The organism is Epibacterium sp. ABZ3_068 (genome assembly GCF_056159265.1).
On sequence record NZ_JBSWUV010000001.1, the window covers coordinates 3,470,221 to 3,484,782 of the forward strand.

At 56.3% G+C, this 14,562-nt stretch carries 18 protein-coding genes; 6 read left to right on the plus strand and 12 right to left on the minus strand.

Annotated features, from left to right (window positions below; translation table 11 throughout):
* The first annotated feature begins 99 nt into the window (after nt 1-99).
* The 3 genes from ACXAEW_RS16590 (at nt 100) to ACXAEW_RS16600 (ending at nt 2,889) form a co-directional block, all read left to right on the plus strand.
* The gene (locus ACXAEW_RS16590; protein WP_474942379.1) at nt 100-645 is read left to right on the plus strand and encodes a tetratricopeptide repeat protein; all 546 of its coding nucleotides are present in this window, start codon (nt 100-102) and stop codon (nt 643-645) included.
* 78 nt (nt 646-723) lie between these two features.
* Nucleotides 724-1,878 (plus strand): flagellar motor switch protein FliG, encoded by a 1,155-nt coding sequence (locus ACXAEW_RS16595; RefSeq protein WP_474942380.1) that lies wholly within the window; start codon nt 724-726, stop codon nt 1,876-1,878.
* A gap of 111 nt (nt 1,879-1,989) precedes the next feature.
* The gene (locus ACXAEW_RS16600; protein ID WP_474942381.1) at nt 1,990-2,889 is read left to right on the plus strand and encodes a lysophospholipid acyltransferase family protein; all 900 of its coding nucleotides are present in this window, start codon (nt 1,990-1,992) and stop codon (nt 2,887-2,889) included.
* A gap of 9 nt (nt 2,890-2,898) precedes the next feature.
* On the opposite strand, the gene ACXAEW_RS16605 is transcribed toward ACXAEW_RS16600, so the two are convergent.
* Nucleotides 2,899-3,633 (minus strand): DUF1223 domain-containing protein, encoded by a 735-nt coding sequence (locus ACXAEW_RS16605; protein WP_474942382.1) that lies wholly within the window; start codon nt 3,631-3,633, stop codon nt 2,899-2,901.
* 273 nt (nt 3,634-3,906) lie between these two features.
* Between ACXAEW_RS16605 and ACXAEW_RS16610 the strand changes: the two genes are divergently transcribed.
* On the plus strand, nt 3,907-4,248 hold the full coding sequence (locus ACXAEW_RS16610; protein ID WP_474942383.1) for an antibiotic biosynthesis monooxygenase: 342 nt from the start codon (nt 3,907-3,909) through the stop codon (nt 4,246-4,248).
* Nucleotides 4,249-4,453: 205 nt separating this feature from the next.
* Here the strand turns inward: ACXAEW_RS16610 and ACXAEW_RS16615 are convergent, their stop codons facing one another.
* Entirely contained in the window at nt 4,454-5,284 is an 831-nt protein-coding gene (locus ACXAEW_RS16615; protein WP_474942384.1) for a LytTR family DNA-binding domain-containing protein, read from the minus strand.
* A gap of 265 nt (nt 5,285-5,549) precedes the next feature.
* Between ACXAEW_RS16615 and ACXAEW_RS16620 the strand changes: the two genes are divergently transcribed.
* A complete protein-coding gene (locus ACXAEW_RS16620) occupies nt 5,550-6,338 on the plus strand; it encodes a MipA/OmpV family protein (protein WP_474942385.1) in 789 nt (262 codons plus the stop codon).
* Between the two features lie 39 nt (nt 6,339-6,377).
* On the plus strand, nt 6,378-7,601 hold the full coding sequence (locus ACXAEW_RS16625; RefSeq protein ID WP_474942386.1) for a fumarylacetoacetate hydrolase family protein: 1,224 nt from the start codon (nt 6,378-6,380) through the stop codon (nt 7,599-7,601).
* A gap of 38 nt (nt 7,602-7,639) precedes the next feature.
* On the opposite strand, the gene ACXAEW_RS16630 is transcribed toward ACXAEW_RS16625, so the two are convergent.
* The 10 genes from ACXAEW_RS16630 to yajC all read right to left on the minus strand — a co-directional run bounded on the left by ACXAEW_RS16630 (nt 7,640) and on the right by yajC (nt 14,509).
* A complete protein-coding gene (locus ACXAEW_RS16630; protein ID WP_474942387.1) occupies nt 7,640-8,173 on the minus strand; it encodes a DsbE family thiol:disulfide interchange protein in 534 nt (177 codons plus the stop codon).
* The gene (gene ccmD, locus ACXAEW_RS16635) at nt 8,166-8,321 is read right to left on the minus strand and encodes a heme exporter protein CcmD (protein WP_474943055.1); all 156 of its coding nucleotides are present in this window, start codon (nt 8,319-8,321) and stop codon (nt 8,166-8,168) included. The genes ACXAEW_RS16630 and ccmD overlap by 8 nt, the downstream gene beginning before the upstream one ends.
* On the minus strand, nt 8,321-9,076 hold the full coding sequence (locus tag ACXAEW_RS16640) for a heme ABC transporter permease (RefSeq protein WP_474942388.1): 756 nt from the start codon (nt 9,074-9,076) through the stop codon (nt 8,321-8,323). The genes ccmD and ACXAEW_RS16640 overlap by 1 nt, the downstream gene beginning before the upstream one ends.
* A gap of 32 nt (nt 9,077-9,108) precedes the next feature.
* Entirely contained in the window at nt 9,109-9,765 is a 657-nt protein-coding gene (gene ccmB, locus ACXAEW_RS16645) for a heme exporter protein CcmB (protein ID WP_474942389.1), read from the minus strand.
* The gene (gene ccmA / locus ACXAEW_RS16650; protein WP_474942390.1) at nt 9,762-10,376 is read right to left on the minus strand and encodes a heme ABC exporter ATP-binding protein CcmA; all 615 of its coding nucleotides are present in this window, start codon (nt 10,374-10,376) and stop codon (nt 9,762-9,764) included. The genes ccmB and ccmA overlap by 4 nt, the downstream gene beginning before the upstream one ends.
* A gap of 70 nt (nt 10,377-10,446) precedes the next feature.
* Nucleotides 10,447-10,800: an Mth938-like domain-containing protein gene (locus ACXAEW_RS16655; RefSeq protein ID WP_474942391.1), complete on the minus strand. Its 354-nt coding sequence runs from the start codon at nt 10,798-10,800 to the stop codon at nt 10,447-10,449.
* Nucleotides 10,801-10,812: 12 nt separating this feature from the next.
* Nucleotides 10,813-11,565 carry a TSUP family transporter gene (locus tag ACXAEW_RS16660; protein ID WP_474942392.1) on the minus strand — a complete coding sequence of 251 codons (753 nt, stop codon included), beginning with the start codon at nt 11,563-11,565 and terminating at the stop codon, nt 10,813-10,815.
* Nucleotides 11,558-12,526 (minus strand): protein translocase subunit SecF, encoded by a 969-nt coding sequence (gene secF / locus ACXAEW_RS16665; protein WP_474942393.1) that lies wholly within the window; start codon nt 12,524-12,526, stop codon nt 11,558-11,560. Before secF ends, ACXAEW_RS16660 begins: the two co-directional genes overlap by 8 nt.
* 3 nt (nt 12,527-12,529) lie before the next feature.
* On the minus strand, nt 12,530-14,191 hold the full coding sequence (gene secD, locus ACXAEW_RS16670; protein WP_474942394.1) for a protein translocase subunit SecD: 1,662 nt from the start codon (nt 14,189-14,191) through the stop codon (nt 12,530-12,532).
* A gap of 33 nt (nt 14,192-14,224) precedes the next feature.
* Nucleotides 14,225-14,509: a preprotein translocase subunit YajC gene (gene yajC, locus ACXAEW_RS16675; protein ID WP_474942395.1), complete on the minus strand. Its 285-nt coding sequence runs from the start codon at nt 14,507-14,509 to the stop codon at nt 14,225-14,227.
* Between the last annotated feature and the right edge of the window lie 53 nt (nt 14,510-14,562).

Consider the following 14,562-nt stretch of genomic DNA (forward strand, 5'->3'; position numbering starts at 1 on the left):
CGGGGCTTTTTTCTGACAGCTTCGTGATCAGGGGTTTCCGAAAGCAAAAACCGCGTTAATCTCCAATCAACGTAGATAATGTTTTTTTGGAGCTTCGTTGTGCGCCTTTCCCTTTGTGCTGTGACTTTTGTTGTTCAGGCCGCCCTTGCTGTACCCGCCTTCGCCGCTGGCGAAGATACCGACACCCCTCCCAAACCCACCGACACCGTTAAGAAATGTTGGGGAAAACGCGTTTTTGACCCAAACAAGGGACGTTGCGTAAAGCCGCAGGAGTCCTCATTGAATGACGAGGACTTGTTCGATGATGTGCGCGCATTGGCATATGCGGGTCGGATCGACGATGCACAGGCTGTGCTGGCTGCCATGTCCGACCAAACCGAAAGCCGTGTCCAGACCTATTGGGGCTTTACCCACCGCAAAAAAGGCAATTTCGACCTGGCAATCCAGTATTATCAGGCTGCGCTGAAGAGTGACCCGGATAACCTTTTGGCCCGCTCATACTATGGGCAAGGGCTGGTACAAGAGGGTCGGCTTGGTGAAGCCTTTGCCCAGTGGAAGGAAATTCGGACACGGGGCGGCGCGGACAGCTGGGCCGAAGTATCGTTGCGGGCTTCTTTGGAAGAAGGGCGAACCTTTAGTTATTGAGGCTAAGGCTTTTTTTACCGCTCTCCCTCTATCTTGAGCCTGTTGCAGAAGAAGAATCTTTCTGGTTGAGGCTCAAGAATGGAACAAGACACAGCTTTGGCGCTCCCCGCAATTGGTATGGGGGATGAATTTGGCGATTTCCCCAGCCTTGCGCCGATGTCCGGTCCGGAACCCACGTCTCTGGCGTTTTCGGATCCAGCACCTGCCGCCGCTCCCAAAATCGAATTGAGCGGTAAAGCAAAAGCCGCAATTGTTGTCCGGCTCCTTCTGAACGAAGGAGCCGATATCCCGATCGAAGACTTGCCCGAAGAATTGCAGACGGAACTCACTCGTCAGATGGGCAAGATGCGTCTGGTCGACAGGGACACATTAAATGCCGTGGCTGGTGAATTTGCCGATATGCTTGACAATGTTGGCCTGTCCTTTCCCAACGGTTTGGCTGGTGCCCTCTCCGCGATGGAAGGCAAAATCAGCCGCCTGACCTATAGCCGTCTGCGCAAGGAAGCCGGCGTGCGCCAGTTCGGCAACCCTTGGGAACGGCTGAAACAGCTGCCGGCCGAAGATCTGGCCACCCTGGCCGAAGCGGAAAGTATCGAAGTTGCAGCTGTCATGCTGTCAATGCTGGACACCGGTAAAGCAGCAGCAATGCTGGCATGCCTGCCCGGCCCTTTGGCGCGACGGATCACATACGCGGTACGTCAGACTAAATCCGTTACACCAGATACCGTGGACCGGATTGGCCTGTCGCTTGCCGCGCAGGTGGATGCGCGCCCGGAGATGGCGTTCAATCAGACACCGGGGGAACGCGTGGGCGCGATCCTTACGGAATCGCCAGCCGCAAAACGCGACGAGGTCATGGATGCGCTGGACGAAGAAGACCAGGATTTCGCAACCGATGTCCGCAAATCGCTGTTCACCTATGCATTGATCGGCAAACGTCTGAGCCCGACCGATGTGCCCAAAATCACGCGCGTGGTGCCGCAACAAGATCTTGTTGCTGCAATTGGTTTCGCCAAGAACGACGAAGACGTCGACGCCAGCGAATTCCTGCTTGGCAACATGTCCACCCGCATGGCCACCAACATCCGCGAAGAGGTCGCAGAACGCGGCAAGGTCAACCGCAAGCAGGGCGAAGCGGCGATGTCCAACATTGTCAGCGCTCTGCGGGAGATGGTTGTGAACGGCGACATCGAACTGAAGTCAATGGAAGAAGACGAGGACGACGACGAATAACCCCTGACAAGCACCCGACTGTCCCCTTCTGTTTCGGGTTGCTTGTTCCTGCGGTGGCTGAGATATACAGTGCTCACTCGAGCAAGTCCCAGCCCCGCAGGCCCCAGATATATGCCCCAACCCATATCCGAACTGACGCAAGCGCAAAAAGCCCAGTATTTTGCCAGCAACATCGTGTTGCGTGGCATCATCAGGCTGATGGGGACCCTGCCCTATAAACTGCGCCTTCGGATGATGGGGGCCGTCTTGCGCGGATTGGCCCCGGTATTGGGTGTGACGAAGCGGGTGCGCCGCAATTTGGCTTATGTCTGCCCGCACCTGAGCGACCGCGAGGTGAAGAAGATTTGCAGCGATGTTGCCGACAATGCGGGGCGTACTCTGGCCGAACTTTATGCGGGTGAGCCTTTTTGGGAGCGTGCGCGCGCAGCGGAAATCTCCGGTCCCGGACTGGATGCGCTCAAGACGGCAAAAGCAGAGGGACGTCCGGCAATTCTGGTGACCGCTCATTTTGGTAACTACGACGCGGCGCGTGTCAAACTCATCAGCCTTGGCTACAAGATGGGATCACTCTACCGCAGGATGGCCAACCCCTATTTCAACGAACATTATGTTGCAGCCATTCAGGCAACAGGTAAGCCAATGTTCGAACAGGGCAAACGCGGCATGGTCGAAATGGTGCGGTATTTGAAACAAGGTGGGACTTTGGCGGTTGTCACCGACCTTCACGCCATTGGGGGGACACCGATTGAGTTCTTTGGCAAACCCGCCTCCACATCACTGGTTATCGCCGAGCTTGCGCTGAAATACAAAGCGGTAATGATCCCGGTCTATGCCATCCGCAAGGATAACGGGATGGATTTCGAAGTGGTCATGAAAGCCCCGATAGAACACAGCGATGCATTGACGATGACCACGGAAACCACGCAGGATCTCGAGGGGATCGTACGCCAGAACATGGGACAATGGTTCTGGATTCACCGCCGCTGGAAGCCCTACGCAAAAACCAGCTGACATCCGGCCTCAATCCAGTTTCAGCGCACCCAAAATCCGGCCATGTGCACCCTGCTGAACAAAAAATGCCGTCTTCTCTGTCCCATCGACCGGGACGGTCACGTTGAATTCTCCCGTTCCGTCCCATTGCCCAATGACGTCAAGCTTCGATACGACGTTAGCATAATCCAATGTATGCCCCCGCAGCTCTCCCCGTTTGATATCAACGGTTTGTATCGGGTTATACCGCGCCAGATGAACAACCAGAGGCGCGTCGTGGCTGACGTTCTGCACGGCGATGGCCGACAGTGATACCTCTGTTCCTTGTTGTCGCGCTTTCAAAACAACCGGTTGCGGTGTTTTGCGATATTTCTGTATCACCTCGGCAACCGCCGGAGCATTTGCGCCAACGACGTCCTCATGGCCCATGATAACCATCTGCGGCGTATAGATCATTCTCCGCCCCCCCTCATGCGCAAACCCCTTCTGACGCAGGGTATGGGCAGGTGAGGCGAATTCATCCTTCCAACCGATGTAATCCCAATAGTCCACATGAAGAGCAAGCGCCAAGACGTCGTCTTGTTGAGCAAGGATCATAAGCAACTCATCGGCCGGCGGACAGGATGAGCAGCCTTGCGATGTATATAGCTCCACAACAACAGGAGCATTCTGAACCTCAATCTTCGCCGGTTGCTCCTGCGCAAAGGACAGGAACGGGAGGCAGATAAGTCCTACAGATGCGGCAGCAGCACACAGGATTCGCATTAAGATGTACCCCAGAATATCGTATTTAAGGAGTAACGCCTGCCCAGTGTCATGACCAATCAATCATTCTTGAGGGCCGTGAGAGCGCAAGATATCACTCCCGGCGCAGTCTCATTTACAAGCGCAATCGCCGTGACCACCTCATTGGAATTGCGGGAATGGTTCTGAAGCCTTGATACAATAAAATCAAAATTACCGCGCTAACTTTATTTTATGCTAAAATAACATCACCTGTTTCAGATCATGTTCTGTACCTTTTGGGAGCCACGAATTATGCCGGTATCAGTTATTTCTACATATTATCCCAAACCCGCTGCGATGGAGGAGGTCATCGACCTTATCCGGGCCATGTATCATGACGCAAATGGAGAGCGGGAAGGCAGCCTGGACCATCAGCTTTTTGTCTGTCACGAGCGCCATAAGATCGTCACCATCTCATACTGGGCCAGTCGCGAGGCGTTCGAAGATTATATGGATGCTTGTGTTGCAAAAGGAGAGTTAATGGAAATCCAATCCTCTCTGATGGACCATGAAATTGAGACGGACGTGTACTCGTCTGTTCCGGTGGCCAAACCGCGATCAAAGCAGAACCCGAAGCTCGCGTCTCAGGGTTGACAGAAACGGCCAGGCTTTTGTTCTTCGCCCAAGCTGAGGGTCTCAGGAACAGCAGGTCCAATGTCCGGCACGCTTTTGTGTCTTGTTCCTGTGTTGTGTTTTCTCCGCTCGTGAGCCTGAACCAGATCCATTTTCAAATTCCCTGAACCAGATTGTCCCTTGGACCCACGCTTTGTAAGTGTTGTCCGCCAAGACCTTGGGATGGCTATTCAGAGATGTGTCCTTCAAGCGCTTGTTTGAGACCCGCGTATCTGCGTCTGCTGACTGAGATCTCGGAACCGTCCCGCATGACGCAAAGGTAGCTGCTGCCGTTTGGTCGCAGCTGGGCAATGTGCTTCAGACGCACCCAATGGGATCGATGTACCTGAACGCCCTTCAGCGGCGAAAGTTTTTCCACGCAATCAGTGAATTTCAGGTTCAGCATCACGCTGCCTTCCGCGGTCCGCAGATGTACATAATGATCATTGGCGCTGACGCTGACCAAATCGTCACCAAGGGTATGGGGCAGATCCGCAAACAGGCTCCGAAGGGTCGGCTCTTTATCAAAGCGCGCCATCAGCGGCGCGCGATGCGCCATGGCGAATTCAGCCGCTTTGAACACAGCGAGAACCGACAACGTCGTGAGGCCGATGGCGGGTAATGCGACATGGCTGAGTTCTTCCCAATACCCATCTGGGTCCAGATCAGCCCCCCCCGTAGCATTGGCGATGACAGCCTCTATCCCCAAGGAGAGCAGCGCCAGGCAAAGCGGCAGCACAAGAACTGCAACCCCCATTGCCCAGAGGTCGGGAATTCCCAGGCGCATTGCTACAATCGTAAGCAAAGCCAGGATCAGCACCGACCCCAAAAGATGGGTGATCCAATGTATCACCGCCCAGAGAAATGAAAGCTCTCTGGTGGCACCGGGTTCCAGACCGGCCAGCACCGTTGCGCAGGCCAACAGGAGGGTCGCGCCGACCAAAAGCCGGTGCCGCCGTGACGCGGTTTCACCGCCCAGAAAGGACATTAGATTGCTGAGTTTGAAATCAGAGGGCATGGGGCCACAACACCGAACATAGGATGGGAGTCGTCTGAGACGTTAGCCACGGTTGGCACAGAGCAACACAGGTAATTCGCGAACGGTTGAAATCTACCGTTCGCGAAACGCGGCCTGCCGTTGGCGAAAAAGACCCGTGGTTTCAAGTGGTTTGGCTTTTAGGCCGGAAAGCGCACTGCGCAGATATCGCAAGCGTAGGCCGGATGGTGCGATCTGTCGCACTGCGGTGCTGCGTGGTCTGAGCAAGCGTTTGAAAGGTCACAAAATGAACTTGGATATTCCATCCCATGCCCGCGCGGCTACCTGTTTCGCAATTCTGGTTTCGCTGATCGCACCCACGGCCCACGCGCAAGATCGCAGCGTGCGCGGTGCTGTTGGCTTGGGCGTATCTTATGGGCCCACCTTCCTTGGGTCGGACGAGCAAGAAAGCAATGTGATCCCTATCCTTGATCTAGAGATCGGCCGGTATGGTTTTCTGAACCAACGTGGTTTGGGCCTGCAAAACTCCAACAGATTGGGCAGCGGTGATCTGAAATATGGATTTGGACTTGGCTATGATTTTGACGAACGGATCGCGGCGGATGAGCCAAACCTGAGCGGTTTGCCCGATATCGAATCCGGCGCCATTGCAACCCTGTTTGTAGAGTATGAAACCGGACCGCTGACATATGGACTCGAACTCCAACATGGCTTGTCCGATGAAGGCTCCGACGGCACCCAAGTAAAGCTTTTTGGCACCTATAGCGCGCAGGTCAACAACCGCATGCGGCTGTCGGCGACGCCATACTTCATCTGGGCAGATGACTCCTGGATGGAGACCTATTTTTCGGTCACGCCGACCCAATCCGCCGCATCAGGTCTGGCAACGTTTGATGCCAATTCGGGTGTTGCTCAAGGAGGGATAGTGCTGACCGGAAGCTATGCGTTACGACCGCGTACAATCCTGTTTACAAGCCTCGATGTCTCGACGCTCACGGGGGACGCAAAAGACAGCAGTGTGAGCCTGGAAGACACGCAAACCAGCCTGACCGCTGGCGTCCTGTTCCGGTTCTGAACTGATTGTGCCTTCACATTTCACAAAACAGGGTGAGCGATGCGAATTTCAATCCTTCTCACGGCGGCGGGTATCGGCCTGGCCACGGGTCTTTTTCTTTTGCACCCCGAAGACCCCGAACGCCGCAACGCGTTTATGCAAGAGACCGCGCCTCTCAAGATGGGGGTATTGCCCCCGGAAGACGGCGCCACATTGGCGCTGATAGACAAAGGTCCTGCGTCCTCACCGCATGTGCTGTTGGTGACTGATGTGACGCCACAGTCCATTACGGGCCTTGACCTCACCGCACAGGGGCTCACGTCTGAGGTCGAATTCTTTCAGGTGATCGAGCAGATCGGCTCGGACCGCCTCCGCACAATGGCTACGGTGCCTTCCACCGGAGAGGCTTCATTTCCCCTTGTTAGCCACCCATACACTGACCTTTTGCCCGCCGCTGGTACAGCCAGCCGCCACATTGCCAGCGGCACCAATTTCCCCGAGCACCAGGAGGAAACTCAGGCCCAATCGGTGTTCAATTTTCCAAAATTCGGTGCAGCTACACCGCCGGTTACAACCGTATCTGTGACCGACCACGAACTGCTTGATTACGAGGTGGAGATTTGCGCGCGATTTGATCGCGACATCAAAAGCGTCGAGGATTTTGATCAAGCCCGCAAAGGGTTCTTCTTGTGCGGGGATTTCACCGATCGGGCTGCAATGATGCGATTGATTGACCCGGACAATCTGGATTCAGGCAAAGGGTTCAGCGACGCCAAAAGTGGCCCGGACCATTTCCCCTCTGGGGGAGTGTTTGTTGTGCCACGGGATTGGCGCAGGTTTGTTGAAACCGAGCGCTTAACGACATCTGTCAACGGGGAGCCACGTCAAGATACCCGCGCGGGTGACATGATCCTTTCGTTTCGCGATCTGGTGGAAAAAATCCTGGCAGATACAACAGAGGCACGGTTTCTCTATCAGTCGCGGAATTGGCATCTCGTTGAAGATGCCCGAATTGCCCAAGGACAGGTCTTGATGTCTGGCACCGCCGAAGGGGTGATCTTTATGCCCCCCAGTCTGCGACAGCTTTTACGAGGTGGTGTTCGCTACGTGACAGAAGGTCATGTGCTGCGGAAAAATTCCCCATTCGACGCGGTCATCGAGGCATTTATCAACGAAGAGCGCCAATCCCGCCGGTTTCTGCAACCAGGTGACAGTATTTCGCACCAGTCTTCCCGCATGGGCAAAATCTCAGCCACGGTCGTCCACTCGCAGAGTACACAGTAAGGGGACCACAGCCCCCTTTTGCCCCCCTTCTGCTAGCCTTAACCCTTTTGGTCCGCCAATACAGGTTTAAGGCTCTCTTCGATCACTCGCTGGGTCAACGGCCCGGCGATCCGCAGAAGAATTTTCCCGTCTCCATCGACCACAAATGTCTCAGGCAGGCCGTAAACGCCCCAGTCAATGGACTGCCGTTTGTTCCCATCATAGAGCAGGCCCGCATAGGGGTTACCCAGCTCATCCAGGAAGCCCTGCGCTTCTTTCTGACCATAATCCTGGTTGATGCCATAGATCGGATAGTCCTTGGCCAGCTCCATGAGGTTGGGATGTTCCGCGCGACAAGGCGCGCACCAGCTGGCCCAGAAATTCACCAGTTTGACCCCTTCTCCCATCAGGTCCTCAGACGTAAACTCGGGATGGTCGAGCAGGGGCGCTGACTTCACTTCGGGCGCCGTACGCCCCACCAGAACCGATGGCAGCCCATCGGGATCTTCTCGCTGAAGCCCAAAATAAGACAGGCCGGCAAAGGCACCAAACACCAAGATCGGCACAGCCATCAAAGGAGAAACCTTAGCCATTCTTACGTCCTCGCGCTTCGATCAGTTCCATTTCAGCACGTATTTTGCGCCCCCGACGTAAGGACAGCACAACCAACGCCACAAGCATCAGCAGCGAAACACCATAGGCAGACAGAACGGTGCCGGCATATTTTCCGAGTTCAACCATCACGTTTCAGCCTCCAACCGTTCCCGAGCGAGCAGCGCCTTGATCCGGCGTGCGCGAATTTCTGTTCCCGTGCGGTAAAGGACCAGTGTAAGGAACAGCAAGGCAAAGCCCCCCATACAGACAAACAGGGGCGTAGCAAAAACATTACTCACCCGTTCCTCGGTATCGCCAGCAATAGCCCCTGCCCGCATCACTGACGCGCCCTGATGCAATCCCTGATTCCAGAACAAAACGGCATAGCGGCTGAGCACGGCAAACACGGATCCCACCAGACATAAAATCGCGGTCAGGTCAGCAGCGGTGTCGGGGTCCTCGATCGCTTCCCACAGGGCAATATAGCCGAGATAAAACAGAAAGAGCACCAAAAAGGATGTGAGGCGTGGATCCCAGGCCCACCAGGTGCCCCACATCGGTTGCCCCCAGATGGCTCCAGTGATGAGCGCAATCAGTGTCATGACAATACCCACCGGCGCCGCAGCCTTGGCCGCCAAGGCGCTGACATGGTGGCGGCGGATCACCCAGATCAGCGAGGCCACCAGCATCATGAACCAGGCATTGATCGCCATCAGAGCGGTCGGCACGTGAATAAAGATGATCTTCACCGTGGAGCCTTGGCGGTAATCCTCCGGCGTCAGAAAGAACCCCCAGAAGAGCCCGACACAACACAGCGCGATGGACAAGACCCACAGGGCTGGCATCACCTTTTCGGTGGTGGCCAGGAATTTCTTTGGGTTTGCATATTCCCAGATCGACATCGGTGTCCTTTACCTTTCCTCGTCGTTGGAGCTTAGCGCAGATTGATACGTAACACAGCCGCACTGGCAAAAGGCAAGAGCGCAACTGACGCAGCTGAAATCCCGGCCAGCAACAACATCGGAGTTTCCACGCTCAGCCCGGATGCTCCGCGTCGGGCCATTTCGGCGCCAAAGATCAGCGTCGGCACATAAAGGGGCAGCACAAGAAGCGACAGCAGAAGCCCGCCCCGTTTCAGCCCGACCGTAAGAGCCGCGCCAAATGTGCCAATGACGGACAGCGCAGGCGTGCCAAGAAGCAGTGAAACAAACAGCCACTGATAAGACCCCGCTGGCAGATGCAACAGCACCCCTAAAACCGGCGCAATTAGAACCAGCGGCAGGCCTGTGGTGATCCAATGGGCCAGCGACTTCATTGTAACGATCGCCTCCAATGGCAATGGTGCCGTGGCCAAAAGGTCCAGCGAGCCGTCTTCCCAGTCCAAGGCCAGAATCCGGTCCAGCGACAGAAGACAGGCCAACAGAGCACCAATCCACAGAACCCCCGGCGCGATACGCGACAAAAGCTCGGTTTCGGGCCCCACTGCAAAGGGCACCATTACGGTGACAATCAGAAAGAAAGCCAAACCCAGCCCAAAACCGCCGCCTGCCCGCATGGCAAGTTGCAGATCCCGTAGCAGAAGCGCAATCACAGAAAGCCTCCGTCAAAATCGTCAATGGGCGGAGGCGCGGCCTTATAGGGGCCGACGTTCAGAACCGTGGCGTCCAGGCCCAGGTCTATATGCGTGGCAATCAAGGCGCTGCCCCCCTGCTCCAGATGCGCGCTGACCACATTGGCGAACTGGCGCACATGGTCCGTATCCAGACTGACAGTGGGTTCATCCATGATCCAGATTGGCCGACCGGTGACCAGCATCCGCGCCAGGCCCAGCCGGCGCTTTTGCCCCGCCGACAGCGCCCCGGCAGGCCGGTCGCGCAGATTGCCGAGGTTAAACCCCTCAATAGCGTCTTCGATCCCCCGATGACCAAAAACGCTGGCCCAGAAAGTCAGGTTTTCAGCAACGCTCAGGGTCGGCTTGATCCCATCTGCATGGGCCGCATAGGCAATCTGGTCCTCGGCCCCGGAGACCGATCCTCGCATCGGCGGCTGAAGCCCTGCAATAGTGCGCAACAGCGTAGTTTTCCCAATCCCATTCGGGCCGCGCAGGATCAGCGCCATGCCAGCAGGCAGCTCAAAACACAGCCCCTCAAGCACCGGCAGCCCACCCCGGGCCACGGTCAGATCTGTTACGGTTAAGCTCATGCCCTGCCTTCAAATTCTTCTCACCTGCTCAAAGCAGATGAACGGCCGCGCCACCTTGCGACAGATCAAATCATACAGGCAAGGCCGCCAGTGCGATACGGCGACCTTCGGACAACAATACGTTATAGGTCCGGCAGGCAGCGGGTGAATTCATCGTCTCCACCCCTATTCCGGCGGCCTCAAGCTGCTGACGCAGCTCAGCGGGCAAATGGGCGATCTCAGCCCCGGTTCCGACAAAAAGAACGTCAACGGACCCGGCGAGCGCCAACAAGTTTTCGTGATCCTCATATCCGGCCCAGCTTTGCGTGCCTTTCGGAGAGGTCAGAACTGCGCCCTGATGGACTTTGCCGCCGATACGGAAGAAGCCTGGACCATAACCGTCAATCGGTTCGGCGTCGGTATAGCTTACCTCATTCAGGCGCATGTGCGGGTCCTTTCAGTCAAACACTGGGAGACTGGTTACCACAGCCAGGGCAATCACGGAATAGGCCGACAGCCGGTAAACCCGTTCAAAGCGCGGATCAAAAGCCGCTTTGCCCAGAACTGTGGCCAGGACATAGGGGACGCCGATCAAAACCGCGAGCCAAAGCGTGCGTGCTGCGATGGGATCTCCCAGAATGAGGTTGGCCAGGATAACCACATCCAGCGCCGCCAGAAACAGGATCGTATTGGCGCGCACTTTGGTGATGTCGCGTGCATTGGCGAGGTAGAAGACAATCACCACAGGCCCCGTGAGCCCGGTCATGCCGCCAAACAGCCCGGAGGCAGCACCGACCCCCAGCCGCCCTGGCGCGCCCAGGCGGCCATGATAGCGCCAGCCCGAGACGACAGCCGCCAGCGTAACCGCGATGATCGCCGCCGCAATCCAACGCAGGGTCAGCACGTCTATGATCCCCAGAAGATATACCCCAACCGGCGCCGTTACAGCCGCCGCAAGGGCAAGCACCCCCACCTCGCTGCGGTCAGCTTGTTTCCAGGCCTGCGGCACCAATGCCGCCATGGAGCCAATGCCGGTCAGGGTAATCAAAAGGATCACTTCCGTGAAACTCAGAAATTGGGAGGCAACCGGAACAAAGATCAGCGCAGTGCCAAAACCAGTGAAGCCGCGGATCAAACCCGCGGCTCCGATAGTGGCAATCAGCCACCAAAACCCTGGTGTTTCGAGGGCGTTAAAAAACGCCTCAGGCATCGATATTGGCAAACTGGTTGCCGCTGGGAGCCGAGGGTTTATTCCAATCCCGCTTCACGCCGAGACGCAAGAGGATGATCGACGCCACAAAGATCGAAGAATACGTCCCGACCACAACACCCCAGATCATCGCAAAGACAAACCCGCGGATCACATCCCCCCCCAGAACAAACAGAGAGATCAGCGCGATCAGAGTTGTGACCGAGGTCATCATTGTCCGGCTGAGCGTTTCATTGATCGAAAGGTTCAGAACTTCGGCCAGATCCTTGCTTTTGTATTTGCGCAGATTTTCACGCACACGGTCAAAAACAACCACTGTATCGTTTAGCGAATAACCGACGATGGTCAGCAGCGCCGCGATGATTGCGAGGTCGAATTTGATCTGCAATTCAGAGAAAACGCCAATGGTCAGGATCACATCGTGCACAAGTGCGGCAACAGCGCCCAAGGCAAACTGCCATTCGAACCGCAGCCAGATATAGACCAGAACCGCCGCAATCGCGAGGCCGACGGCCAGTGCGGCGGTCCAGATCAGCTCACCCGAAACCTTGGGACCAACGCTTTCGACCGACACAAATTTGATGCCCGGGGCCACAGCGCTCAGTGCGGTTTCAAGGGCTTGGATCTGGTCGCCCGAGATGGCTTCGCCGCCCTCTTGCGCCTGGATGCGGATCATGGCCACATGCTGGTCTTCGGCAAAGGATGGATCGAACACCTCGGTGATGGAGACATCCCCCAGTTCCAGCGGAGCCATTGCAGTCCGGTAAGTCCCCACATCCACGCTTTGGCTGGATTCGGTCCGTACTGTCGTCCCACCTCGGAAATCGATGCCAAAGTTAAGGCCCTGCAGCGCAAAGGAGGTCAGACCCACAATGATCAACAGGACTGAGATACCAAGCCACAGTTTGGACCGGCCAAAGAAATTAAACGACGTTTCCTCGGGTACAAGTCTTAGTCGCATGGGTTACACCTCAATCGTTTTGGGACGGCGACGCTCGAACCAGAGGACCACCAGAAGGCGGGTCACAAAGATCGCGGTGAAGACCGACGTAAGAATGCCAAGACCCAGGGTGATGGCAAAACCACGCACGGGACCGGAGCCCATAACAAACAGGATCACCGCTGTTATAAAGGTTGTCACGTTTGCATCCACAATGGCCGAGAGCGCTTTGGAGTAGCCCTCGTCAATAGAGCGCGCCGGGCCGCGGCCTGCTTTCAGCTCTTCGCGGATCCGTTCGAAGATCAGAACATTTGCGTCCACAGCCATACCCACGGTCAGAACGATGCCCGCAATCCCCGGCAATGTCAGCGTACCGCCGATCAGGCTGAGCGCGCCAAAGATCAGGCCAACGTTGATCAACAGCGCAATATTCGCAAAGATCCCAAACAGACCATAGCTCAGCGCCATAAACACCAGCACCGCAACAAAGGCCACGATTGTGGCGATCTTGCCCGCATCAATACTGTCCTGGCCAAGCTCGGGACCGATGGTGCGCTCTTCCAGAAAGGTCAGCTCGGCTGGCAAGGCACCAGCCCGCAGCAGGACCGCCAAATTGGTGCTTTCCTCGATGGAGAAGTTGCCGGTGATAATACCGCTGCCACTCGGAATATGGGATTGGATTACAGGGGCCGATACGACCTCATCATCCAGCAGGATTGCAAAAGGCGAGCCGATGTTTTCAGCCGTGTAGTCGCCAAACTTGCGGGCCCCTGCCGGGTTGAACCGGAAGCTCACCGCAGGGCGGCCGTAGTCGTCAAACGAGGGCTGCGCATCCACCAGTTCCTCACCCGTCACCACAGGTGCGGCTTCAACGGTGTAATAAACGCCCTCTTCGTCCAGAGAGGGAACAACCTTGTTGCCGACACCAGGCGCAGCATTTGCATCGGTGCCCTGACGGACAACCGGGTTGAAGGTCAGTTGCGCAGTAGTACCGATGATAATCTTTAGCTCAGAGGCTGAGCCGAGCCCCGGCACTTGTATCAGTATCCGGTCAGAACCCTGCCTTTGGATCGTCGGTTCACGGGTGCCAACGGCATCAATCCGTCGACGGACAATTTCCAGCGCCTGGCGGACGGTACGGTCGTCGCTGGCAACCTTTTCCGCATCCGAAAGGGTTATCGTAACAGTGTCACCTTGCCCGGAGACCTCGATATCATTGGCGCCAGCGCCGGTCAGCGTGACAACCGGAGTTGCAAGCGCGCGCAGAACGCTCAGCGCGGTGCTCATGCCTTCCGGATTTGACAGTTTGACCCGAATTTCATCCGCCGGTCCCGGCTGACGGCGGAAGGTTCCCACCTCAGCGCGCACATCTCGCAGGGCGCTGCGCACTTCGGGCCAAAGCGCCGTCATACGCGCCTCATAGACGTCTTCCACCTGAACCTCAGCCAGAAGATGCGCACCGCCGCGCAAGTCCAGACCCAGATTTACAAGACCAGACGGCAGAAAAGACGGCCACTGGGCCGCCTGTTCCAACCGTTCCGGCGTTTCGCCAGCAGCGACAATCGCCGCCTCGGCGTCATTTGACTGTTCTACCTGCGTATAAAACGCATTCGGCAGAGCCAGCAAAAGGCCCACCGCGCAAACCAGCGCGATCATGACCCTTTTCCAAAGATCAATTTGCAGCATAGCTCTGCCTTTTCGTTTTGTTGGACAGAAGACTTACGCCGCCGGTTCCGTTTTGTTCAGAACCTGAGCAATCGTGGACTGCACGACGCGGACTTTGACACCTTCCGCAATCTCGATTTCGACTTCGCCGTCTTCTTTTACTTTGGCGACTTTGCCGATCACACCACCTTGGGTCACAACCTGATCACCCCGGCGCAGTGCTTCAACCATCTTCTGATGCTCTTTCATCTTCTTCTGCTGCGGACGGATCAGCAGGAAGTACATAATGGCAAAAATCAGAATGAGGGGGACAAATTGCGCGATCGCACTGCCTTCCATGGGATATTCCTTCTGTCAGAGGTGCGCAAATCGCACCATTATTTTTCCGGGAA

Bases quoted from the DNA above. Each gene is read 5' to 3' on its own strand.
- ACXAEW_RS16615 (WP_474942384.1), bottom strand. From the start codon at position 5,284: ATGCCCTCTGATTTCAAACTCAGCAATCTAATGTCCTTTCTGGGCGGT.
- ACXAEW_RS16655 (WP_474942391.1), bottom strand. From the start codon at position 10,800: ATGCGCCTGAATGAGGTAAGCTATACCGACGCCGAACCGATTGACGGT.
- ccmA (WP_474942390.1), bottom strand. From the start codon at position 10,376: ATGAGCTTAACCGTAACAGATCTGACCGTGGCCCGGGGTGGGCTGCCG.
- ACXAEW_RS16595 (WP_474942380.1), top strand. From the start codon at position 724: ATGGAACAAGACACAGCTTTGGCGCTCCCCGCAATTGGTATGGGGGAT.
- ACXAEW_RS16610 (WP_474942383.1), top strand. From the start codon at position 3,907: ATGCCGGTATCAGTTATTTCTACATATTATCCCAAACCCGCTGCGATG.
- ACXAEW_RS16640 (WP_474942388.1), bottom strand. From the start codon at position 9,076: ATGTCGATCTGGGAATATGCAAACCCAAAGAAATTCCTGGCCACCACC.
- secD (WP_474942394.1), bottom strand. From the start codon at position 14,191: ATGCTGCAAATTGATCTTTGGAAAAGGGTCATGATCGCGCTGGTTTGC.
- ccmD (WP_474943055.1), bottom strand. From the start codon at position 8,321: ATGGTTGAACTCGGAAAATATGCCGGCACCGTTCTGTCTGCCTATGGT.
- ACXAEW_RS16620 (WP_474942385.1), top strand. From the start codon at position 5,550: ATGAACTTGGATATTCCATCCCATGCCCGCGCGGCTACCTGTTTCGCA.
- secF (WP_474942393.1), bottom strand. From the start codon at position 12,526: ATGCGACTAAGACTTGTACCCGAGGAAACGTCGTTTAATTTCTTTGGC.
- ACXAEW_RS16625 (WP_474942386.1), top strand. From the start codon at position 6,378: ATGCGAATTTCAATCCTTCTCACGGCGGCGGGTATCGGCCTGGCCACG.
- ACXAEW_RS16605 (WP_474942382.1), bottom strand. From the start codon at position 3,633: ATGCGAATCCTGTGTGCTGCTGCCGCATCTGTAGGACTTATCTGCCTC.
- ACXAEW_RS16660 (WP_474942392.1), bottom strand. From the start codon at position 11,565: ATGCCTGAGGCGTTTTTTAACGCCCTCGAAACACCAGGGTTTTGGTGG.
- yajC (WP_474942395.1), bottom strand. From the start codon at position 14,509: ATGGAAGGCAGTGCGATCGCGCAATTTGTCCCCCTCATTCTGATTTTT.
- ACXAEW_RS16630 (WP_474942387.1), bottom strand. From the start codon at position 8,173: ATGGCTAAGGTTTCTCCTTTGATGGCTGTGCCGATCTTGGTGTTTGGT.
- ACXAEW_RS16600 (WP_474942381.1), top strand. From the start codon at position 1,990: ATGCCCCAACCCATATCCGAACTGACGCAAGCGCAAAAAGCCCAGTAT.